This is a genomic window from Janthinobacterium svalbardense, from assembly GCF_002327145.1.
Taxonomy (GTDB): domain Bacteria; phylum Pseudomonadota; class Gammaproteobacteria; order Burkholderiales; family Burkholderiaceae_D; genus Janthinobacterium; species Janthinobacterium tructae.
This window is the reverse complement of sequence record NZ_CP023422.1, coordinates 5,932,368-5,954,423: the sequence shown is the minus strand read 5'-3', so window position 1 is coordinate 5,954,423 and position 22,056 is coordinate 5,932,368. Positions and strand designations below refer to the sequence as shown.

Genomic DNA, 22,056 nt, shown 5'->3' with positions numbered 1-22,056 from the left:
CCGTGAATTCAAAAACTCCCCTTCCGATCATCCTTGAAAACGCCGGTCCGGCATGGCTGCGCCGCTCCCGGCGCGCATCCATGCTGGCTGCCTTGTGGCTGGCGGCGCCGTTTGCGCTGGCGCAAACCTATACGTCCGCGCCGGCGGCGCCGGCCGCCAGCACGGTGGCCAAGCCGGCCGGCAGCTGGACGCCGCTGGCCGTGCCGCCGGCGCCGAACCTGCCGAATCTGGGCGATACCTCGCGCGAAGACCTGTCGCCGGCGATGGAGCGCAAGATCGGCGAGGAGATCATGCGCGGCATCCGCGGCGACCGCGATTACCTCGATGACGCCCCGCTGCTGGAATACCTGAACACCTTCGGCAACGCCCTCGTGGCGGCGCGCCCCAGCGTGCGTGGCGAAACGAATTACGACTATTTCTTCTTTGCCGTGCGCGATCCTCAGTTGAACGCGTTTGCCTTGCCGGGCGGCTTCATCGGCGTGCATTCTGCGCTGGTGCTGGCGGCGCAAACGGAAGCGGAACTGGCGTCCGTGCTGTCGCACGAGATCGGCCACGTGGCGCAGCGCCATATCGCGCGCATGCTGGGCCAGCAGCGCCAGGATGCCTTGATGCCGCTGGCGGCCATGCTGCTGGCGGCGCTGGCGTCGCGCGCAGGCGGCGATGTGGCGCTGGGCGTGTTTGCCGCCGGCCAGGGCCTGGCCATCCAGCGCCAGCTCAACTTCGGCCGCGATGCCGAACGCGAGGCGGACCGCATCGGTTTCCAGATCATGGGCGAAGCCGGTTTCGATACCACCGGCATGGTGGCCTTCTTCGGTCGCATGCAGGCGGCCAGCCGCTCGTACAGTGACTTGATGCCCGCCTATCTGCAGACCCACCCGCTGACGACGGAACGCATCGCCGACATCCAGGCGCGCATCCGCGAGCAACCCTACAAGCAGCGTCCGGACAGCCTGAGTTTTCACCTGGCCCGCGCGCGTGCCCGCGTGCTGCAGGATGAAAGCGTGCAAGGCCTGTTGAATGCCAAGGCTGTCTTCAAGACGCAGCTGGAACAGCAAAGCCGCTTCCAGGTCGTGGCCGCCCATTACGGCTTGTCCTTTGTCGCCGTCAAGCAGGGCAAGCCGACGGAGGCGCAGAAGGAACTCGATGCCGCCAATGCCGCCCTGCACAAGCCGGCCGGGCCGAATGTGTTTACCTCGGGCGGCACGCAGGATCCCAATTCGCTGCTGGCGGCGATGGGGCTGGAAGTGCTGCTGATGCCGGCGCAGAAGAAGGAAGTGGCGCAGCAAGCGCTGAAGGCAGCCGATGCGGCGCGCCAGCAGTTTCCCCTCTCGCGCGGCATTGCGCATCAGTATGCGGAAGCGCTGATGGCTGCCGGCAAGCTGGAGCAGGCTACCTTGTATCTGCGCGACCAGGTGCAGCTCTACAAGGAGGAGCCGGAACTGTATGATTTATTGGCGAAAGCCTATGCGGACCAGGGCAAGATGACCTTGCAGCACATGGCGCTGGCCGAATCCTACGTGCTGCAGGGCGCCACCATGGCCGCGCTGGACCAGTTGACCATCGCCCGCAAGTCGACGGACGCGACCTTTTATGACCAGGCCGTGATCGATGCGCGCGAGCGCGAATTGCAGGAAAAGCGCCGCGAACAGATCAAGGACCAGAAGGGCTAGTCTTGATCGGCTTGTGGCACCGGCTGAAAGCCGAAGGTGAGCGGTACGCTGGCATAGGCCAGCGGCTGCACGGCAATCTCCTTGCCGTCATGCAATAGCATCAAGTTGCCTTGCCCATTTTCCAGCCAGGCCAGCAAGGCCTCGTCGCTGGCCGCCAGGCCGTCGAGCCGCAGCGATGGCAGCACTTGCGCCATGTCGCGGTCGTCGACCTGCGCCACGATATCGCCCTGGCGCAAGATCAGCGCGCCGTTGTCGCATAGATACGCTGCCTCGATGGCCGCCAGCGGCGCGCCCGTCTGCAAGATAAAACCGTGCTGCGGATCGCTGCGGGCGATGTACGGCGTCGCTTCCAGGTTCAGGTAGACGCGCTGCGGGCCATTCTGGAAAAACCAGCAACCCCGGTCGTCATGGTCGTAATTGCGGTTGATAAATCCCAACAGGGCTGCATGGGCGATCTTGTCGCCGGGCAGTTGTTGCTGTTGCGCCTGCTGGTCGCGCATGCGCCAGTGGCCGCGCGCGTCCAGGCCCAGCCAGCCGTAGCAGTGCGGCACGTTGGGCCATTTGGCCAGCGCCTGTTTGACGAGTTCATCCATGTGGTGCGTTTTCCGTGTGCGTTTGCGAGCTAGCAGCGTGACAGCTTTGCGGGGACGAGGGCGCCGTGTTGCCGCCTTCAAAAAAATGGATCAGGCGCTGTGGTAGCCAGCGTGTGCTTCCCGGTAACTTGCCAGCGGCAAAGCCGACGTGGCCGCCGTGGCGCGGATACTCGAGCGTGACCTGCGGTGCGGCGCTGCGCGGCAAGTAGCGCCCGGGCAGGAAGGGATCGTTCTGCGCATTGAGTACCAGGGTCGGCACGGTGATGTCTTGCAAGACGTGCTTGGCGCTGGCGCGGTGCCAGTAATCGTCGGCGTCGCGGTAGCCGTGCAGGGGCGCCGTGACGACATTGTCGAAGGCGTGCAAGTCGCGCGCGGCCAGCATGGCGTCGCGCGCAAACAGGCCGGGAAACTGTTCCAGCTTGGCCAGGCATTTCGGTTTCAAGGTATTCAAAAACATGCGCGTGTAGAGCCGGTTGGCTCCCGAAGATAGGGCCTTGCCCCCTTGCGCCAGGTCCAGCGGGGCCGACACGGCGGCCGCCGCATCGATGAAATCGGCCTGGTGCTGCGACTGGCCCAGCCAGCACAGCAGGGCGTTGCCGCCCAGCGAGACGCCGGCCGCGTAAAATTTCCCCGTCGCGCGCGGGCGCAGCTGGCGCAGTACCCAGTCGACTTCCTGCGCATCGCCCGAATGGTAAAAGCGCGGCGCCAGGTTGGCTTCGCCCGAGCAGCCGCGAAAGTGCGGCACGGCGCCCGACCAGCCGCGCGCCGCCACTTCGCTCATCAGCGCGCGCGCGTAATGGCTGTTCGACGAGCCTTCCAGGCCGTGGAACAGCACCACGAAGGGCTGGCCCGGCTGGCCGTCGACCAGGTCGACGTCGACGAAGTCGCCATCGGGAGCTTGCCAGCGTTCGCGGCGGAAGGCCACGGCCGGCTTGGCGAGGCACACGGCGGGATAAATCGTCTGCGCGTGGCCGCCAGGCAGCCAGAGCGGGGCGGTATAGGAAAGAAGCAACGACATCAGTGCAGGATCTGCGTTCCCGTGGCGTCGGCCGGCGCGCCGCCGGGGGCGACGGAGGCGTGGTGCAGCACGATGCGCCAGCCGCGCGGCGTTTTTACGTACACATTTGTCGCCAGCAGATGCGCCGGGCCACCTTCGTCGGCGGTGACGCCTTCGATGACCGTGTGCACTGAACTCATCAAATTGTGCGTTTCATGCAGCTGCGCCGGCACGATGTGCAGGCCGCCGCCCGTCAAAATGGTTTCCCACGAGGCGCGGATGGCGGCATGGCCGATCAGGCGTGCGCCGCCCGGGTGGATGCAGACGATCTCTTCATCGTCGGCCCACAGCGCCATCAGCGCTTCGAGGTCGGCGCGGTGCAAGGCATCGTAGAAAGCCGCTTCGACTTCGGCGGCGCTGCCATTGAGTTCTTTCAGACGTTTCATGACGACTCCGGGCTGGTGCAAATAAAAACGGCGCGCTGGGGGCGCGCCGCTGGGCAGTTTAATGATGGCCGGCGCTGGCGCCTTCCTTCAGGGTATACGCCGTGCCGCAGTAGGGGCACTTGGCGATACCGTCTTTGTTGAATTCCAGAAACACGCGCGGATGCGACGACCACAGCGGCATGGCCGGGTTAGGGCAGTGGGCTGGCAAGTCTTTACCGTCGAGTTCGACCGCTGGCTGGGTGGTTTTTGTCATCTTGTCATGCTCCGTGAGGCTGTATGGAAGGAAGTCGGCTGCTGCCAAAAGTACGATTTTAACGGATTCAGGCAGACAGCAAAAATCATGGCTAAAATGGCGGCTCGATCATCTGCGGCTGCGGCGCGTTTTTTTGCGGAAAGATGGCAGCTGCAGCGCCACACTGACTGGATTTGCCTTGCCGGTATCACCGTTGCCGCCCTTGTCGCCATGCACCATTGTTGTGCAGTTACCACACTCCGCTTGCCGGGGGCGCGCATGAACACCCGCGTGAACGCCGTCCCGGCCGCCAAGGACGACGCCTTGCTGAAAGACGCCTGGCGCGCCGGCCTGAACCTGGGCGCGCCCACCCTGCTGGGCATCGCCGCCTGGGGCATGGTGGTGGGAGTGGCCATGGTGAAAAGCGGCCTGACCGTGGCGCAGGCGGGGGCGATGACCCTGTTCGTGTTTGCCGGCTCGGCCCAGTTGGCCTCGCTGCCGCTGCTGGCCGCGCAGGCGCCCGTGTGGGTGATCTTCGCCACGGCGCTCGTCGTCAATTTGCGTTTTGTCATCTTTTCCGTGTTGCTGGCCCCACATTTTTCCCATTTGCCGTGGCGCCAGCGCTTTGCGCTCGGCTATGTGGCGGGCGATATCACGGTGGGCCTGTTCCTGCAGCGCTACCCGCATGAAACGCCGGACCCGGCCAAGCTGCCCTTCCTCAAGGGGCTGATTTACCCCAACTGGCTGGCCTGGCAGATCGGTTCCTTCATCGGCATCGTGCTGGGCGCCGTCGTGCCGGCCGAATGGGGGCTGGGCTTTGCGGGCACCCTGGCGATCCTGTGCGTGACGGTGCCGCTGATCCTCAGCCGCGCCGCCCTGTGCGGCGTGCTGGTGGCGGGTGCGGTGGCCGTGCTGGCGTTTGGCTTGCCATACAAGCTGGGCTTGCTGGTGGCCGTCGTGGTGGGCATGGTCAGCGCCATGGCCGTGGAAGAATTGACCGATAAATGGAACAAACGCCATGTTTGACGGCATCGATTGGGGCAGGGCTGATGTGTGGATCGCCATCGCCGTGCTGGTGGTGGCCACGGCCGCCACGCGCAGCACCTTCTGGCTGGTCGGCCACCACATCACCATTCCGCGCCGCGTGGGCGAGATGCTGCGCTATGCGCCGGCCTGCGCGCTGGCGGCCATCATCGCGCCCGACATGCTGATGGAGGGGCAGCAAGTGTACTTCGAATTGTCGAATTTGAAACTCTTGTCGGGTATTGCCGCCACGCTCTTTTTCGTGATCCGCCGCAATATGTTGCAAACCATCGTGTTTGGCATGCTGGTTTTCACGGGCTTGCGACTGTTGCATGTTTTTCAGTAAAGCAGGACAAATCGGGGATTTGCTCTGGTCATTGCGGTAAAATAGCGCACTTCCTTCCACTCGTCATCTGGATCGCCATGTCAGCTGTTCTCAACTTCATCCGTCTGCAAGATTTGATCGCCCAAAATGCACTGCAAGGCAAGCGCGTGTTTATCCGCGCCGACCTGAACGTCCCGCAAGATGACAGTGGCAAGATCACCGAAGATACGCGTATCCGCGCCTCGGTGCCGGCCATCCGCGCCGCGCTCGACGCTGGCGCCGCCGTCATGGTGACGTCGCATCTGGGCCGTCCGACGGAAGGCGAGTTCAAGCCTGCCGACAGCCTGGCACCCGTGGCCGCCCGCTTGTCCGAGCTGCTGGGCCAGGAAGTGGCACTGAAACAAAACTGGATCGATGGCGCCGGCCTGGAAAACCTGGCCGCCGGCCAGGTCGTCCTGCTGGAAAACGTGCGCGTCAACAAGGGCGAAAAGAAAAACAGCGATGAGCTGGCGCAAAAAATGGCCAAGCTGTGCGATATCTACGTCAATGACGCGTTCGGCACGGCCCACCGCGCCGAGGCGTCCACGCACGGCATCGCCAAGTTCGCGCCTGTCGCCTGCGCCGGCCCGCTGCTGGCCGCCGAACTCGATGCACTGGGGAAAGCTTTGCACGCGCCGGCCCGCCCCTTGCTGGCCATCGTCGCCGGTTCGAAAGTATCGAGCAAGCTGACCATTTTGAAAGCCCTGTCCGACAAGGTCGATAACCTGATCGTCGGCGGCGGCATTGCCAACACCTTCATGAAGGCCGTTGGCTTGAACGTCGGCAAGTCGCTGGTGGAAGCGGAACTCGTCGAAGAAGCCAAGGCCATCATCGAGATCATGGCCAAGCGCGGCGCGCAAGTGCCGATTCCTGTCGATGTCGTGTGTGCCAAGGAGTTTTCGCCTACGGCCGCCGCCACCGTCAAGGACGTGGCCGACGTGGCGGACGACGACATGATCCTCGATATCGGCCCGAAAACGGCGGCCCTGCTGGCGCAGCAGATCGCCGCCGCCGGCACCATCGTGTGGAACGGCCCGGTTGGCGTGTTCGAGTTCGACCAGTTCGGCCACGGCACCAAGACCCTGGCGCTGGCCATTGCCGAATCGAAAGCGTTCTCGATTGCCGGTGGTGGTGACACCCTGGCGGCGATTGCCAAATACGACATTACGGATAAAATCAGCTATATCTCGACGGGCGGCGGCGCTTTCCTGGAATTCCTGGAAGGCAAGACCCTCCCGGCAGTGGAAATCCTGATGCAACGCGCCGGCTAAGACGGAGCGTTCAGCAGTTCAATACCAAGCGCAGCCTGACCGCTGCGCTTTTACCTTGCCGGCTGCTGTCTCAAACCGGCCTTGCTCACCTTCGCTCGCGCACAAGGATTCTTATGCCACGTGGTACAAAAATCGTAGCAACAATCGGCCCCGCCTCCACTGACTTCGATATCCTGGTCAAAATGATACGTGCGGGCGTCGACGTGGTGCGCTTGAATTTTTCCCACGGCAAGGCGCAAGACCATATCGACCGCGCCGCGCTGGTACGCCTGGCGGCAGCCGAGTGCGGCCGCGAAGTGGCCATCATGGCCGACATGCAAGGGCCGAAGATTCGCGTCGGCAAGTTTGAAAACACCCGTATCCAGCTGGAAGCGGGCGAGCGCTTCATTCTCGACGCCAAGTGGGGCGAAAACGGTGAACTGGGCAACCAGGAACGGGTCGGCCTCGACTACAAGGCCCTGCCGCGCGACTTGCACAAGGGCGACGTGCTGCTGCTGAACGACGGCCTCATCGTGCTGATCGTCGAGCGCATCCATGGCAGCGAAATCCACACCACCGTCAAGATTGGCGGCGAGTTGTCGAACAACAAGGGCATCAACCGCCAAGGCGGCGGCCTGTCCGCGCCCGCGCTGACGGCCAAGGATATGGAAGATATCAAGACGGCCATGAGTTTCCAGGCCGACTATCTTGCCATTTCCTTCCCGAAATGCGCGACCGACATGGAAATGGCGCGCCAGCTGGCCAATATCGCCGGAGAGCCCTACCACCACAAGCCGATGATGATCGCCAAGATCGAACGGGCGGAAGCCATTCCTGCCTTGCAAGAAATCCTCGACGCGTCCGACGGCATCATGGTGGCGCGCGGCGACCTGGCAGTCGAGGTTGGCAATGCGGCCGTGCCGGCCTTGCAGAAGCGCATGATCAAGATGGCGCGCGCGTCGAACAAACTGGCCATTACTGCCACGCAGATGATGGAATCGATGATCGTCAACGCCGTGCCGACCCGCGCGGAAGTGTCCGACGTGGCCAATGCCGTGTTGGACGGTACGGATGCCGTCATGACGTCGGCCGAAACGGCATCGGGCAAGTACCCCATCGAGACGGTGGAAATGATGGCCGCCATCTGCGTCGAAGCGGAACAGTCCGAATACAACAAGCTCGATGCCGATTTCCTCAACGTCACGTTTACCCGCATCGACCAGTCGATCGCGTACGGCGCGCTGTTCACGGCCCACCATTTGCGCGTGAAAGCCATCGTGGCGCTGACGGAATCCGGTTCCACCGCCTTGTGGATGAGCCGCCACAGCATCGACACGCCGATCTACGCGCTCACGCCCAGTGTGACCACTTTGCGCAAAGCCGCGCTGTACCGCAATGTTCGGGCGTATCATCTGATGCAGAACGCCCCCAGCGCGCAAGTGCTGAAGCAGGCGGAAGAGCTGCTGGTGGCGCAGGGCATCGTCCGCAAGGGTGACATGATCGTCGTCACCTGGGGCGAGCCGATGGGGCAGGTGGGTGGTACGAATGCCTTGAAAATTGTGAAGGTAGGCGAATTCGAGTAAAAACGCCCAAAAACTGCCCAGGGCGTTGTTGCATTGCCTAGTCGTACTAGTCGTACTGCCTTCGGCAACGCGCCTAGCCCTGAGCAGTTTGTTGGACGTTCTAGTTTAGTCGGATTAGTCGGAAGAATTCAGGCGCTGGCGCGGTTATTGACCACCGCGAAGCGCCGCAACGGTTTCTATTGTTATCTGGAGTATTACCATGTCTCTCGTATCCATGCGTCAACTGCTGGACCATGCCGCCGAAAACGGTTATGGCATTCCTGCTTTCAACGTCAATAACCTGGAGCAAGTGCAAGCCATCATGGCCGCCGCCGATGCCTTGAACTCGCCGGTGATCATGCAAGCGTCCGCTGGCGCGCGCAAGTACGCCGGTGAAGCCTTCCTGCGCCACCTGATCGACGCCGCCGTTGAAGCGTATCCGCACATTCCCGTCGTCATGCACCAGGATCACGGGCAGTCGCCGGCCGTCTGCATGGCCGCCATCCGCTCGGGTTTTACTTCCGTGATGATGGACGGTTCGCTGGAAGCGGACGGCAAGTCGGTTGCCTCCTACGAATACAACGTGGAAGTATCGCGTGAAGTGGTGAAATTCTCGCACGCCATCGGCGTGACGGTGGAAGCGGAACTGGGCGTGCTCGGTTCGCTGGAAACCATGAAGGGCGACAAGGAAGACGGCCACGGCGCCGACGGCACCATGACCCGCGAGCAACTGCTGACGGACGTGGCGCAAGCTGCCGACTTCGTGCAGCGCACCCAGTGCGACGCCCTGGCGATCGCCATCGGCACCTCGCACGGCGCGTATAAATTCACGCGCAAGCCAACGGGCGACATCCTGGCCATCGACCGTATCAAGGAAATCCACGCGCGTATCCCGAACACCCATCTGGTGATGCACGGCTCGTCGTCGGTACCGCAGGAATTGCTGGCCATCATCCGCGAATTCGGTGGCGACATGAAGGAAACCTACGGCGTGCCAGTCGAGGAAATCCAGGAAGGTATCCGTCACGGCGTGCGCAAGATCAACATCGACACCGATATCCGCCTGGCGATGACGGCCGCGATCCGCAAGTACCTGTTTGAAAACCCGTCGAAATTCGACCCGCGCGACTACCTGAAGCCAGCCCGCCTTGCCGCCGAGCAAATCGTGCGCGCCCGCATGCAGGCATTCGGCTGCGAAGGCCAGGCGTCGAAAATCAAGGTCATCACGATGGAAAAAATGGCCGAGCGCTACAAGGCCGGCGAGCTGTCGCAAATTGTGAAGTAAAATTTTGTCTGGAACGGGCAGGAGGCATGCGCATACAGCGTATCCTTGTGCCCGATTTTCTCGACCGGCGGGCGCCTTCCCTGCCTGCCGGTTTCGTTTCATCCAACTATTCCCCCGCTATGAACAGCCTCTATCAGACTTCCATCCACTCCCTGCCATTGCTGGGCCACGGCAAGGTCCGCGACAATTACGCCGTCGGCGACGACAAGATCCTGATCGTCACCACGGACCGCCTGTCGGCCTTCGATGTCGTCATGAACGAGCCTATCCCCGGCAAGGGCAAGGTCCTCAACCAGATGAGTGACTTCTGGTTCGAGAAACTGGGCCACATCGTGCCGAATCACCTGACCGGCGTGGCGCCGGAATCGGTGGTGGCGCCCGATGAAGTGGAGCAGGTCAAGGGCCGCGCCGTGGTGGCCAAGCGCTTGAAACCCATCATGGTCGAGGCGGTCGTGCGCGGCTACATCATCGGTTCGGGCTGGAAAGACTATCAAGATACGGGCAGCATCTGCGGCATCGAGTTGCCAGCCGGCCTGCAACAGGCGGAAAAGCTGCCGCAACCGATCTTCACCCCGGCGGCCAAGGCCGAGCTGGGCGAGCATGACGAAAACATCAGCTTTGCTGAAATGGAAGAGCGCATCGGCGCGGACCTGGCTGCCAAGATGCGCGACGTCGCCATTGCCCTGTACAAGACGGCCGCCGAATACGCGGCCACGCGCGGCATCATCATCGCCGACACCAAGTTCGAATTCGGCCTGGACGACAACGGCGTCATGCACCTGATGGATGAAGTGCTGACGGCCGACTCGTCGCGCTTCTGGCCCGCCGATTCCTACCAGCCTGGCATCTCGCCGCCGTCGTTCGACAAGCAATTCGTGCGCGACTACCTGGAAACACTGACCTGGGGCAAGACCGCACCGGCGCCTGCGCTGCCGGCCGACGTCATCGAAAAAACCCAGGCCAAGTACTTTGAAGCCATCGAACGCCTGACGGGCGAGAAGCTGAAGGCCTGAGATGAATGAGCACAAGTTGAACCCCAAGCCGCTGGTCGGCGTCATCATGGGCTCGTCCTCGGACTGGGAAGTGATGCAGAACGCGGTTGCCATCCTGAAACAGTTTGGCGTGCCATACGAAGCGCAAGTCATTTCCGCGCACCGCATGCCCGACGAGATGTACGCCTATGCCAAGAGCGCGCGCGCGCGCGGCTTGCGCGCCATCATCGCCGGCGCCGGCGGCGCGGCCCACCTGCCTGGCATGGTGGCGGCGATGACCATCGTGCCCGTGCTGGGCGTGCCCGTGCCGTCGAAATACTTGCGCGGCGAAGATTCCATGCTGTCGATTCTGCAAATGCCCAAGGGCGTGCCGGTGGCCACCTTCGCCATCGGCGAAGCGGGCGCGGCGAATGCGGCGCTGACGGCGGTGGCGATGCTTGCCGCCAACGACGACGCCCTGGCCGACCAGCTGGAAGCCTTCCGTACCACGCAAACGGCCGCCGCCAAGGCCATGGTCTTGCCTGACTAATGTGTTTGAAAAATAATGAATAGTAAATCGACTTCCCCTTGCTGCCCGCCGCCAACCCACCGGCGTGGCTGGGCGTGATGGGTGGCGGCCAGCTTGGCCGCATGTTTGCCCAGGCCGCCCAGAGCATGGGCTATCAAGTGGCTGTACTGGAACCATCCGATGTCTGCCCTGCGGGGCAGGTGGCGCAGCGCCTGGTCAATGCCGGCTACAGTGACCTTGACGGTCTCGACGCCCTGGCCGCGCAATGCCTGGCCGTCACCACTGAATTCGAAAATGTGCCGGCCGACAGCCTGTCGCGCCTGGCCGAACGCGTGTTTGTCGCCCCCAACGCCCACGGCGTGTCGGTAGCGCAAGACCGCATCGCGGAAAAGCGTTTCTTTGTCGCCTGCGCCTCGAAATCGGGCGTATTGCCGGCGCCGCACATGGTCATCGCCACGCAGGACGATATCGACAGCATAGCCGACGACTTGCTGCCAGGCATACTGAAAACCGTGCGCATGGGCTATGACGGCAAGGGCCAGTTCCGCGTACGCACGCGTGAAGACGTGCGCGCCGCCTTTGCCGAAATGGGCGAAGTGACTTGTCTGTTGGAAAAGATGCTGCCGCTGGCGTATGAAGTGTCGGTGCTGACGGCGCGCGGCGTGGACGGCGAATCGGTCGTGTATCCGATCGCCGAAAACGTGCACCGCGACGGCGTGCTGTTTACAACCACCGTGCCGGGCCCGAACGTGTCCGACGACTGCGCCGCCAGGGCGCAGCGCGCGGCGCAAGCGATGGTTGCCGAACTCGGTTATGTCGGCGTGCTGTGCATCGAATTTTTCGTGCTGGAAGATGGCAGCCTGGTGGTCAATGAAATGGCGCCGCGTCCGCACAACAGCGGTCATTACACGATGGATGCCTGCGTCACCAGCCAGTTCGCGCAGCAGGTGCGCGCCATGGCGCGCTTGCCGCTGGGCGACGTACGCCAGCATTCGCCGGCCGTGATGCTCAACATCCTCGGCGACGCCTGGTTTGCCGACGCCAGCGATGTGGCCAATGAGCCGGCGTGGGACCAGGTGCTGGCGCTGCCGGGCGCCTGTCTGCATCTGTATGGCAAGGACGATCCGCGCCGTGGCCGCAAGATGGGTCACCTGACCTTCATCGCGGCCACCTTGCCAGAGGCGCAGCAGCGCCTGCGCGACGCTTGCCTGATCCTGGGAATCGCGCCGTGAGCGTGCCCGCACAAGACCTGGCAGCAGCGGCTGCCGTGCTGGAAGCGGGCGGCCTCGTCGCTTTCCCGACCGAAACAGTGTACGGTCTGGGCGCCGATGCGGAAAACCCGGCCGCCGTGGCGCGCATCTATGAAGCCAAGGGGCGGCCCTCGGACCACCCCGTGATCGTGCACGTGGCGCCCGGTGCCGACCTGGCACACTGGTCCGATGATATTCCCGTGGAAGCGCAGCAGTTGGTGGCCGCCTTCTGGCCCGGCCCGCTGACCCTGATCGTCAAGCGCGCCGCGCATATTCCCGATGCCGTTTCCGGCGGCCAGGATACGGTGGGCCTGCGTTGTCCGTCGCACCCGGTGGCTATCGCATTGCTACGCACCTTCAAGGGTGGCAAGGGCGGCCTGGCGGCGCCGTCGGCGAACAAATTCGGCAACGTCAGCCCCACCACGGCGCAGCATGTGCGCGATGAATTCGCGGCGGAACTGGACAGCGGCTTGCTGGGCCTGGTTCTCGATGGCGGCCAGAGCGAGGTGGGCATCGAGTCGACCATCATCGACCTGTCGCGTCTGGCCACGCACGGTCCCGTGCTGTTGCGTCCCGGTCATATCAGCAGCGCGCAGATCGCCGCCGTCATTGGCCGCGCACCGGCCATCGCCGATGCAGCCGCGCCGCGTGCCTCGGGCACGCTGGAATCGCACTACGCACCACATACGCCTGTTGCGATGCAGCACAGCGACGATGTGCGCGCCACCTTGAACCGCCTGCTCAACGACGGGCGCCGCGTGGCCCTGATCCATTACTCGGACCTGCCGCCGGCCAGCGCCAGCGTGCGCCTGGCGGCCAGTCCGGAGAACTACGCACACGCGCTGTATGCCTCGCTGCGCACGATGGATCAGGTCGGCGCCGAGCTGATCCTCGTCGAAGCACCGCCCACCGGCCCCGCGTGGCTGGGCGTGAATGACCGTTTGCGGCGCGCCGCGTTCGGCTCAAGTGGTATCTTGCAGCAGTTTCTATCCGCATCATGAAAAGCCCCGCAAGGGGCTTTTCCTTGATGCAGCGCAATAGCGATGCTTGCCACGAAACATCTTATATCCTCCATAATTCAGCTGATCGCCCGCTCATGACAGGGCGCTGGCGGTGTTGTTATTTCGTTGATTTTTAAAACATATTTTCTATACAAGCCTGAGGAACGATGGCATATTAGTTGGGTAGCGAATAGCACGCCCGTTCGTTTAGAAACCAGAAAAAAGACCGAGGAGACAAAATGCATCAAACAAAATTCGCGCTGGCCGTGCTGGCTGCGGCTGTCCTGGCAGGTTGCGGCGGCGCCAGTGGCGGTGATCAAACCTTGAAAGTCAAATACACGGCGCAGGTGTCGTTCGGCGACAGCCTGTCCGATGTCGGCTCCTATGCGGTCGGCACGGTCCTTGCCCTGAAAGGCGGAAAATTCACCATCAATGGCGACAATACCGCCATTAATCCCGAGCTGACCGGCAAGAACTGGACCGAGCACCTGGCCGCGCAATTCGGCCTGCCGGCACCATGCGCCGCGCAAACCGGCCTGGACGGCAATGCGGCCCAGGGCTTTTCGGTACCATCGGTCAAGAAGGCCGGCTGCTTCGGTTACGCCATGGGCGGCTCGCGCGTGACCAACCCGGTCGGCCCGAACAACAAATTGACGGGCAGCGCGCTGGGCGCCCTGACCGTGCCGGTGACCACCCAGATCGCCAACCACCTGGCGGCATCGGGCGGCAAGTTCAGCGGCACCGAAGTAGTGTTCGTGATGGCGGGCGGCAATGACTTGCTGTTCCAGCTGGGCTCCTTGCAGGCGGCAGCGACGGCTGCTGGCACCGCAGCCGGTAGCGCCACTTTCGCCAGCACCCTGATTCCGCTGCTGGCCGCCGGCGCCACCAATCCTGCTACCGCCGGTGTCGCCATTACCGCTGCCGTACGCACGGCCAGCGGGGCGCCAGGCGCCACCACCACCACCATCGTGCAAGCTGCGGTTGGCGCCGCTGCCGTGCAACCAGGCAACTCGGCAGTCGCTTCGGCTACCGTCTACGGCCCGATGGTCGCTACCGCGCAAACGGCTGCCACCGCTGCTGGCGCCAAGGCCGGCGCCGACTACGCCGCCGCCAACGGTCCGGCACTGGTGACCGCGATGGGCACGGCCGGCACCGAACTGGTAGCGCTGGTGAAAGACCAGATCATCGCCAAGGGCGCGACCCATGTGGTCGTCAACAACCTGCCGGACGTGGCCAATACGCCATCGGGCCTGAGCAAGGATGCCAATACCAAGGCCTTGATCAATGCCATGGTAAGCGCCTTCAATACCCAGATCAGCACCGGCCTGGCCGCGAATGACAAGGTCTTGCTGGTCGACGTGTTTGCCGTCAGCCACGACCAGGCCAGCAACCCTGGTCCGTATGGCCTGACCAACGTCAAGGAACCGGCATGCGACCTGACCGCTGCCAAGAATCCGCTGGGCAGCTCGCTGGTGTGTAACGGCAGCAACCTGATCGCTGGCGACGTCAGCCATTACTCCTATGCCGACGATGTGCATCCTTCGCCGTTCAACAACCTGTTGCTGGCCCGTTATGTGGCCAAGGACATGGTCGTGCGGGGCTGGCTGTAAGGGATGGCCGCACCGGCTGTGCCTGGGAGGCGCGGCCGGTGCCGGCAGCGACAAGACTCGATAGCGGAACACTCCGCACATACTGAATCAGGAGACAAGATGAAGAATCATTTGAATACCGCCGTGCGCGTACTGGCCGCAGTTGCCGCGATGACCGTGGCGACGGGCGCCTCGGCGCAAAGCGCAGGCACCTGGATGGCCAAGGTCGGCCTCAACAAGATCACGCCGCACGTGGACAGTGGCGACATTTCCGCACCGGCACTGCCGGGTACGAAAGCCGACGTCAAGGCCGATACCAAGCCCATCCTGACCTTTGCCTACATGATTACGGACAATATTTCCGCTGAAATGATCCTGGGCGTACCGTACAAGCATGACCTGATGGGCGATGGTTCCATCAAGGGCACGGGCAAGCTGGGGACGGCCGAAGCCTTGCCGCCAACGGCTTTCATCCAGTACCGTTTCTTCCAGCCCAATGCGATGATCCGCCCTTACGTGGGTGCGGGCTTGACGTATGCCTATTTCCAGAAGGAAACCGGCTCGGGCCAGATGACGGCCTTGCTGGATCCGGGTGGAAAACCAGTGACCTACCGCATGGACAACAAGCTGACAGGCAGCCTGGTGGTCGGCAGCACCGTGGCCATCAACGAGCGCTGGTTTGCTGACGTGGCCGTGGTCAAGACCTACCTGAAAACCAAGGCGAAATTCTCGACGGGGCAGACGCAGGACATCAAGCTCGACCCGCTTGCCGTGAGTATCAGCATCGGGTACAACTTTACGCTGTAAAACAAAAAATCCGCCTCGGCGGATTTTTTTTGTCCCGCTCAGGCAGGCGGTGTATTGAACTTTCCATTGTGGAAGATCAAGGGCGGTTGCGCGGCAAATGCGCATTGTTCCACTTCGCCCACGAAAATGACGTGGTCGCCTTCCGGATAGCGGCTGCGGTTGTGGCATTCGAACCACGCCGACGCGCCTTTCAGGATGGGCTGGCCCGTGCGCGACAGTTCGTATTCGACGTCGTCGAAGGGATTCGGCGTGCGGCGTGCAAAGCGCTGCGCCAGTTCCGCCTGCTCGGCACCCAGCACATTGATGACGTAATGCGAGTTGCCGCTGAAAATGGGCATGCTGTTCGCCACGGAACCGAGGCTCCACAGCACCAGGGGCGGCGACAGCGAAACGGAATTGAAGGAACTGGCCGTCAAGCCGCGGAAACTGCCGTCGGCCAGGCGCGTGGTGATGACCGTCACGCCGGTGGCAAACTGCGACAATGCCTGACGGAAATGTGTCGTATCAAATTCTTGCGCTGGCGCGCGGGGAGAGCGTGTGTTCATGGTTGACCTGTCTGTTTGCTGACATTATGCCAAAAATCGGCCATGCCAGCGCAATCGTGGCCAGCTTGCCCGTATGTGCGGTGCGCCACGCGCCGTTTCAAGCAGCACTGCAGGCCGTGGCGCTTTGCGTTACAGTAATGAAATGATACGTCGCACAGGCGTTGCGGGAGGACATCATGAACCAACAGATGGAAGTGGCGGTACTCGGCGGCGGCTGTTTCTGGTGCCTCGCTGCCGTGTATGGGGAAGTGCGCGGCGTGACGCGCGTCGCGTCCGGCTACACTGGGGGCGGCGTGCCCGATCCTACGTATGAACAGGTATGCGCGGGCGATACGGGCCACGCGGAAGTGGTGCGCCTGGAATTCGATCCCGCCGTCATCGCTTACCACGACTTGCTGGAAATCTTTTTCACGCTGCACGATCCCACCACCCTGAACCGGCAGGGCAACGATGTCGGCACGCAATACCGTTCCGTCATCTATTACCAGTCGGCCGAACAGGAAAGCGTGGCGCGCAAGGTGCTCGCCGAGATGGCCGGCGTGTGGGATGCGCCCATCGTCACGCAGCTGGCGCCGGCAGTCACCTTTTACGCGGCCGAGGATTACCACCAGAATTACGTCGCACAGCATCCCTTGCAGGGCTATTGCGCGCTGGTCGTCGCGCCCAAGGTGGAGAAATTCCGCGCCATGTATGCGGGGCGTCTGAAGTGAGGCAGTCCCCGGCGCCGCGCGCGCCTGTCAGGGCGTGAGCGCCGGCGCGGGCCTGGCATCCTGCGCATACATGTAGTTGCGCGACCAGGGTAGTGTGGAAGAGCGCCGGCCTGCCTTCACGCAGACGATCTGGTACAGGCTGATCAAATCTTGCTCGAAGGCATAAGCGCAGCCGGCCAGGTAGACGTGCCAGATGCGGAAGCGCCGCTCGCCCGCCAGCGGACGAATTTGCTCGGCATGGGCTTCGAAATTCTCCGTCCACAGGGCGCAGGTGCGCGCATAGTGGCGCCGCAGGTTTTCTACGTCGAGCACTTCCAGCCCCCCTTGCTGCATGGTCTTGAGCACATTGCCGATGTGCGCCAGCTCGCCGTGCGGAAACACATATTTCTCGATGAATTCGCCGCCCCCATACGGCGTTTCGCCATTCTCCGGATCGGTGGAGGTGATGCCGTGATTCATCGCCATGCCGTCCGGCGCCAGCAGCTTGTTGAGGATGGCAAAGTACTCGGGTAAATGTTTCAAACCCACGTGCTCGAACATGCCCACACTGGTGATGCGGTCGAACTGGCCCGTGACGTCGCGGTAGTCTTGCAGGCGGATCTCGATCAAGTGCGCCAGGCCGGCTGCCGCCACGCGCTGGCGCGCCAGCGCGTACTGGTTTTCCGACAGGGTCACGCCCACGCAGCGGGCGCCATATTGCTGCGCGGCCCGGATGACGAGCGCGCCCCAGCCGCAGCCGATATCGAGCAAGGTCTGGCCTGGCTGCAGCTGGATTTTCTTCAGGATATGGTCGATCTTCTTGACTTGCGCCTGTGCCAGGGTTTCATCGCCATGTTCGAAATAGGCACAGGAATACACGAGAGCGGGGTCGAGAAACTGTTCATAAAACGCGTTCGACACGTCGTAGTGGTAGCGGATGGCTTCGGCATCCTTGCTCTTGTCGTGCGTAAAGCTGCGCACGATGCGTGCCAGCTTGCCTTCCGGTTTCAGGGTATTGCGCGCCAGCGCATTGCAGATGGAAATCATGTCCTGGGCCGTGCCCCTGACTTCGATATTGCCTTCCACATAGGCCGAGCCCAGATTGGCCAGCGAGGGGTTCAGCAGATAGCGCGCCGAGGCGACGGTCGGCAGGCGGATCGTGACTCTGGGCGCCTCGCTGGACAGGTCGACATGCTGGCCGTTCCACAATTCTATGCGCAGCGGCAAGGCGGTCTTGCTGCGGATGCTGGCGATCCAGGACTTGAGTTGGTTTTGTACAAACAAAATGGCCTCCAATGCAGCGGCCCCAGTTGCGGCCGCAAATTGAGAAACAATGTCATTTAGTAACTTCTACCCTCATAGCCTACACCTATATTGACCAGCTTGCTTTGCGCCGCCTTGACTAGCTTGCTCAGGGTTGCAAGCGTTGCATGCTCCATTGCCCGTCGGCACTGCGGGTAAACACGATGCGGTCGTGGAAGCGCGAACGGCGTCCCTGCCAGAATTCGATGCGCTCCGGCTGCAAACGGTAGCCGCCCCAGTGGGCCGGGCGCGGTGGCTGCGCATCGCCGAGGGCGGCGGCCACGGCTTCGTAATGGCTTTCCAGCGTGGCACGGCTATCGATGGGGGCGCTTTGCTGCGAGGCAATCGCCGACAAGCGGCTTTGCAGGGGACGCATATTGAAATACTCGTCGCTCTCGGCCGCCGTGGTTTTCACCACCGTGCCTTCGATGCGCACTTGCCGTTCCAGCTCGCGCCAGAAGAACAGCAGGGCGGCGTTGGGATTGTGATCGAGCTGCTGGCCCTTGTCGCTGTGGTAATTCGTGTACCAGGTAAAGCCGCGCTCGTCGAACTGCTTGATCAGCACGATGCGCGAGCTGGGCTTGCCGTCGGGACTGACGGTGGACAAGTCCATCGCGTTTGGCTCCATCACCTGGGCCTTGACGGCTTCGGCAAACCATTTCTGGAACATGGCGATGGGATCGGCCAGCGCATCCGTCTCGCTCAGGCTCGATTGCACGTAATCGGTGCGCATGGCTGCCAGCACGGCGGCCGCGTCCGGCACTGCAGGAGCTTCCGGCGCATCGGGCGCGATGCCGCGGCGGCGCTGCATGGCCGTGCCCAGCTGCTCCATCTGCTGCGCGCTGAACAGGCGCTTGGCCATGGGCGCCAGTTGTCCTTCTTCCTTGGCCATGTGGGCCTGGTAGGCGGCGACATAGTCGCGCACGCCATCGGCGGACAATTGCGTGTCCGTGCCGGCGGCAATGGCGTCCAGTTCCGGGCGCAGGGTCAGCCAGGCCTGGTCCATGCGCTGGTGGTCGGCCAGGATTTCCGGCACCAGGGTGGCCAGCAGGGCCGCGTCCTCGCCCGTGGCCGTCGCCTGTAACATGGGCATCAGGTCTTGCTCTTCATCATCATGGTGCAGATGCGCAGCTTTATTGAAATATTGCAACACCGCCTTGGCCGCTTGCTGCGCTTCCGGCGTGTTGCCGTTCTGTCCCAGGTGGCCCAGCAGATTTTGCAGGGTCGTCAGTTGCTTGCGGATCTTGTCGTGGCAATGCTTGAGCACGGCGATGGGCTGGTCAAAGCCGGGAACGGAGTCGAACAGGGGAGCGGTCATGGCGAGTTCTCGAGGTGGGCGGTGTGGGGGCGCGGCGACAATGCGGCTTGTCGCTGTGTCAATTCGGCTATTTTAGAATATCTGCCAGCGCAGTGTCCGTTAAAATGGCGCCATGCATACCTCCACCAATGAACTAATTTCCATGGACTTGACCGAGATCGATTTTGAACGGCGTTTCGGCGGCATTGCCCGCCTGTATGGCGCCCCCGCGTTGGCACGCTTCCGCGCCGCCCACGTCTGTGTGATCGGCGTGGGCGGCGTCGGTTCCTGGATCGTTGAAGCGCTGGCGCGCAGCGCCATCGGCCGCCTGACCTTGATCGACCTCGACAATGTTGCCGAATCGAACATCAATCGCCAGATCCAGGCCATGAGCGACACCATCGGCAAGGCCAAGATCACGGCCCTGGCCGAACGCATCGAGCTGATCAACCCCTTGTGCCAGGTCACGCAGATCGAGGATTTTATTACCCCGGATAATCTGGAGCAGTTGCTGGGCGGGCGCGATTTCGACTATCTGGTCGACGCCATCGACAATGCCAAGGCGAAGGCGGCCGTGATCGCGTATTGCCGCGCGCGCAATGTCCCCATGCTGACCATCGGCAGCGCGGGCGGGCAGACGGACCCGACCCTGATCGCCGTGCGCGATTTGTCGAAAACGGAGCAGGAACCGCTGCTCAAGCGTGTACGCAAACTGTTGCGCACCGAATATGGTTTCCCCCGTGGCGTGAAAAACAAATTCAATGTCGACGCCGTGTTTTCCATGGAACCGTTGAGCACGCCCGAGAGCGCGGAAGCATGCGCCATCGATGGCAGTGCGCCCGCCGGCGTCACGGGCCTCAATTGCGCCGGCTTCGGTTCCAGCGTGGTGGTGACGGCCAGCTTCGGCATGGTGGCGGCCGCCCATGCGCTGAAAAGCTTGCGCCAGCCTGGTGCCTCAGCCTTGCCGGACCTTGTCTAAGGCGCTAAGTCCATTCTGGCAGCACCAGTTCTTCTTGTGCGCCGGAAGCGGGCGTGGAAAGTGTAAGTCTTGTGACAGGGTTTTCAACTTCGGGCGGCGGTTTGCTATTATTGTTGTCCCTGCGCTATCTGGACTGCAGGGATCTCACCGAAACTCACTGAAAGAAACCATCATGACGCGTAGCTCCGTTTTGTTTGCCCTGATCTGCTCCGTCGCCGCGTCGCTGGCGCAGGCACAGGCGCCAGCGCCTGTTCCCGCCTCCGCCGTCTCGCTGAGCCCCGGCCCTGTCGCCGATAAACTGATCGTGATCGACAACAAGGTCGGCACGGGCAAGGAAGCGTCCGCCGGCAATAACGTCACCGTGCACTACACGGGCTGGCTGTACCGTCCCCTGGCGAAAGATTCGCGCGGCAAGAAGTTCGACAGCTCCGTGGGCCGTGGCCCGTTTGACTTCCCGCTCGGCAAGGGCATGGTCATCAAGGGCTGGGACCAGGGCGTGGCCGGCATGAAAGTGGGCGGCAAGCGCACCCTGATCATTCCAGGCGAACTGGCCTACGGCCCGCGCGGCGCCGGCAATGGCGACATTCCGCCGAACTCGGCACTGATCTTCGACGTGGAATTGCTGGACGTGAAGTAATTGTTCAGTTTCGGCAGCGCACCACGTGCGCTGCCGTGAAAAAGCGGTAGACTGGATTCTTCTGTAATTGCTGTGGAGACTCCCATGAACATCGCCAACGACGTCACTGAACTGATCGGCAACACCCCCCTGGTGCGCATCAACCGCATCGCCGCCGGCAGTGTGGCCACCATCCTGGCCAAACTCGAATTCTACAATCCCGCGCACAGCGTCAAGGACCGTATCGGCCTGTCCATGATCGTTGCGGCCGAAGCTGCTGGCAAGATCCATGCCGATACCGTCATCGTCGAGCCTACCAGTGGCAACACGGGCATCGCGCTGGCGATGGTGTGCGCTGCGCGCGGCTACCGTTGCACCCTTGTCATGCCCGACACCATGAGCCGCGAACGGCGCATCCTGCTGCGCGCCTACGGCGCCGAGCTGGTGCTCACGCCCGGCAGCGAAGGCATGCTGGGGGCCATCCGCAAGGCCGAGGAAATGGTGGCGGCCGAGCCGCGCTACTTGATGCTGCAGCAATTCAACAATCCTGCCAATCCCGCCATCCACCGCGCCACGACGGCCGAGGAAATCTGGCGCGATACGGATGGGCAAGTCGATATCGTCATCGCTGGCGTGGGCACGGGCGGCACGATCACCGGCATCGGCGAAGTATTGAAGGAACGCAAGCCCGGTCTGCAAGTGATTGCCGTGGAACCGGAAGCGTCGCCGATGCTGTCGAAAGGCACCAAGGGGCCGCACCCGATCCAGGGCATCGGCGCCGGTTTCGTGCCGCAGATCTTGAACACGGCCATCTACGACGAAATCATTTGCGTGAAGAACGACGATGCGTTCGCCACGGCGCGCCTGGCCGCCAGCGATGAAGGTTTATTGGTCGGCATCTCGTCGGGCGCCGCCCTGTGGGCATCCCTGCAGGTGGCACGCCGTCCGGAAAACGCAGGCAAGACCATCGTCACCATCATCCCGTCGTTTGGCGAGCGCTACTTGAGCACGGCGCTGTATGCGGGCTTGGGCGACTGAGAACCTATCCGTCCGGCGGGG

The 22,056-nt window shown here is 62.7% G+C and carries 23 protein-coding genes; 16 read left to right on the top strand and 7 right to left on the bottom strand.

All coding sequences use genetic code 11. The features are described 5' to 3' along the window. The first annotated feature begins 80 nt into the window (after window positions 1-80). On the top strand, window positions 81-1,670 hold the full coding sequence (locus CNX70_RS26510; RefSeq protein ID WP_096237997.1) for a beta-barrel assembly-enhancing protease: 1,590 nt from the start codon (window positions 81-83) through the stop codon (window positions 1,668-1,670). On the opposite strand, the gene CNX70_RS26505 is transcribed toward CNX70_RS26510, so the two are convergent. The 4 genes from CNX70_RS26505 to CNX70_RS26490 are packed head-to-tail and all read right to left on the bottom strand — an operon-like array spanning window position 1,667 to window position 3,959. Next, window positions 1,667-2,263: a DUF2946 family protein gene (locus CNX70_RS26505; protein ID WP_096237996.1), complete on the bottom strand. Its 597-nt coding sequence runs from the start codon at window positions 2,261-2,263 to the stop codon at window positions 1,667-1,669. The two genes, CNX70_RS26510 and CNX70_RS26505, sit on opposite strands and share 4 nt — an antisense overlap. After that, a complete protein-coding gene (locus tag CNX70_RS26500; protein ID WP_096237995.1) occupies window positions 2,256-3,281 on the bottom strand; it encodes a YheT family hydrolase in 1,026 nt (341 codons plus the stop codon). Before CNX70_RS26500 ends, CNX70_RS26505 begins: the two co-directional genes overlap by 8 nt. After that, window positions 3,281-3,706: a YybH family protein gene (locus CNX70_RS26495; RefSeq protein WP_096237994.1), complete on the bottom strand. Its 426-nt coding sequence runs from the start codon at window positions 3,704-3,706 to the stop codon at window positions 3,281-3,283. Before CNX70_RS26495 ends, CNX70_RS26500 begins: the two co-directional genes overlap by 1 nt. 58 nt (window positions 3,707-3,764) lie before the next feature. Next, window positions 3,765-3,959 (bottom strand): zinc-finger domain-containing protein, encoded by a 195-nt coding sequence (locus CNX70_RS26490; RefSeq protein ID WP_070220739.1) that lies wholly within the window; start codon window positions 3,957-3,959, stop codon window positions 3,765-3,767. Window positions 3,960-4,217: 258 nt separating this feature from the next. Between CNX70_RS26490 and CNX70_RS26485 the strand changes: the two genes are divergently transcribed. The 11 genes from CNX70_RS26485 (at window position 4,218) to CNX70_RS26435 (ending at window position 15,569) form a co-directional block, all read left to right on the top strand. After that, entirely contained in the window at window positions 4,218-4,964 is a 747-nt protein-coding gene (locus CNX70_RS26485; RefSeq protein WP_096238694.1) for an AzlC family ABC transporter permease, read from the top strand. After that, window positions 4,957-5,307, top strand: coding sequence for an AzlD domain-containing protein (locus tag CNX70_RS26480; RefSeq protein WP_096237993.1), 351 nt, complete (start codon window positions 4,957-4,959; stop codon window positions 5,305-5,307). Before CNX70_RS26485 ends, CNX70_RS26480 begins: the two co-directional genes overlap by 8 nt. A gap of 77 nt (window positions 5,308-5,384) precedes the next feature. Beyond that, on the top strand, window positions 5,385-6,596 hold the full coding sequence (locus tag CNX70_RS26475) for a phosphoglycerate kinase (RefSeq protein ID WP_096237992.1): 1,212 nt from the start codon (window positions 5,385-5,387) through the stop codon (window positions 6,594-6,596). A 113-nt stretch (window positions 6,597-6,709) separates the two neighbouring features. Further along, window positions 6,710-8,158: a pyruvate kinase gene (pyk, locus tag CNX70_RS26470; RefSeq protein ID WP_096237991.1), complete on the top strand. Its 1,449-nt coding sequence runs from the start codon at window positions 6,710-6,712 to the stop codon at window positions 8,156-8,158. Between the two features lie 199 nt (window positions 8,159-8,357). Then, window positions 8,358-9,422, top strand: coding sequence for a class II fructose-bisphosphate aldolase (fba, locus tag CNX70_RS26465; protein WP_071075342.1), 1,065 nt, complete (start codon window positions 8,358-8,360; stop codon window positions 9,420-9,422). 119 nt (window positions 9,423-9,541) lie between these two features. Next, entirely contained in the window at window positions 9,542-10,435 is an 894-nt protein-coding gene (locus CNX70_RS26460) for a phosphoribosylaminoimidazolesuccinocarboxamide synthase (RefSeq protein WP_096237990.1), read from the top strand. A gap of 1 nt (window position 10,436) precedes the next feature. Then, on the top strand, window positions 10,437-10,943 hold the full coding sequence (gene purE, locus CNX70_RS26455) for a 5-(carboxyamino)imidazole ribonucleotide mutase (RefSeq protein ID WP_096237989.1): 507 nt from the start codon (window positions 10,437-10,439) through the stop codon (window positions 10,941-10,943). Window positions 10,944-10,981: 38 nt separating this feature from the next. After that, entirely contained in the window at window positions 10,982-12,154 is a 1,173-nt protein-coding gene (locus CNX70_RS26450; protein WP_096237988.1) for a 5-(carboxyamino)imidazole ribonucleotide synthase, read from the top strand. After that, entirely contained in the window at window positions 12,151-13,173 is a 1,023-nt protein-coding gene (locus tag CNX70_RS26445; protein ID WP_096237987.1) for an L-threonylcarbamoyladenylate synthase, read from the top strand. The genes CNX70_RS26450 and CNX70_RS26445 overlap by 4 nt, the downstream gene beginning before the upstream one ends. Before the next feature lie 239 nt (window positions 13,174-13,412). Beyond that, window positions 13,413-14,783: an SGNH/GDSL hydrolase family protein gene (locus CNX70_RS26440; protein ID WP_096237986.1), complete on the top strand. Its 1,371-nt coding sequence runs from the start codon at window positions 13,413-13,415 to the stop codon at window positions 14,781-14,783. 99 nt (window positions 14,784-14,882) lie between these two features. Next, window positions 14,883-15,569, top strand: a complete 687-nt coding sequence (locus tag CNX70_RS26435; RefSeq protein WP_208624471.1) for an OmpW/AlkL family protein — start codon at window positions 14,883-14,885, stop codon at window positions 15,567-15,569. Between the two features lie 38 nt (window positions 15,570-15,607). Here the strand turns inward: CNX70_RS26435 and CNX70_RS26430 are convergent, their stop codons facing one another. Beyond that, window positions 15,608-16,114, bottom strand: coding sequence for a flavin reductase family protein (locus CNX70_RS26430; RefSeq protein ID WP_096237985.1), 507 nt, complete (start codon window positions 16,112-16,114; stop codon window positions 15,608-15,610). A gap of 176 nt (window positions 16,115-16,290) precedes the next feature. Here CNX70_RS26430 and msrA point away from each other — a divergent pair, with 176 nt between their 5' ends. Further along, window positions 16,291-16,824: a peptide-methionine (S)-S-oxide reductase MsrA gene (gene msrA / locus CNX70_RS26425; RefSeq protein ID WP_244198964.1), complete on the top strand. Its 534-nt coding sequence runs from the start codon at window positions 16,291-16,293 to the stop codon at window positions 16,822-16,824. Between the two features lie 27 nt (window positions 16,825-16,851). On the opposite strand, the gene CNX70_RS26420 is transcribed toward msrA, so the two are convergent. Together CNX70_RS26420 and pdxH are read right to left on the bottom strand one after the other, a co-directional pair. Next, window positions 16,852-18,087, bottom strand: a complete 1,236-nt coding sequence (locus CNX70_RS26420) for a class I SAM-dependent methyltransferase (RefSeq protein WP_096238691.1) — start codon at window positions 18,085-18,087, stop codon at window positions 16,852-16,854. A 127-nt stretch (window positions 18,088-18,214) separates the two neighbouring features. Further along, the gene (gene pdxH / locus CNX70_RS26415) at window positions 18,215-19,423 is read right to left on the bottom strand and encodes a pyridoxamine 5'-phosphate oxidase (RefSeq protein ID WP_096237984.1); all 1,209 of its coding nucleotides are present in this window, start codon (window positions 19,421-19,423) and stop codon (window positions 18,215-18,217) included. 112 nt (window positions 19,424-19,535) lie between these two features. Between pdxH and CNX70_RS26410 the strand changes: the two genes are divergently transcribed. The 3 genes from CNX70_RS26410 to cysK all read left to right on the top strand — a co-directional run bounded on the left by CNX70_RS26410 (window position 19,536) and on the right by cysK (window position 22,035). Continuing rightward, window positions 19,536-20,381, top strand: a complete 846-nt coding sequence (locus tag CNX70_RS26410; protein ID WP_071075352.1) for a tRNA threonylcarbamoyladenosine dehydratase — start codon at window positions 19,536-19,538, stop codon at window positions 20,379-20,381. A gap of 172 nt (window positions 20,382-20,553) precedes the next feature. Next, the gene (locus CNX70_RS26405) at window positions 20,554-21,018 is read left to right on the top strand and encodes an FKBP-type peptidyl-prolyl cis-trans isomerase (RefSeq protein ID WP_096237983.1); all 465 of its coding nucleotides are present in this window, start codon (window positions 20,554-20,556) and stop codon (window positions 21,016-21,018) included. Between the two features lie 84 nt (window positions 21,019-21,102). Next, window positions 21,103-22,035: a cysteine synthase A gene (gene cysK / locus CNX70_RS26400; protein ID WP_096237982.1), complete on the top strand. Its 933-nt coding sequence runs from the start codon at window positions 21,103-21,105 to the stop codon at window positions 22,033-22,035. Window positions 22,036-22,056 lie beyond the last annotated feature (21 nt).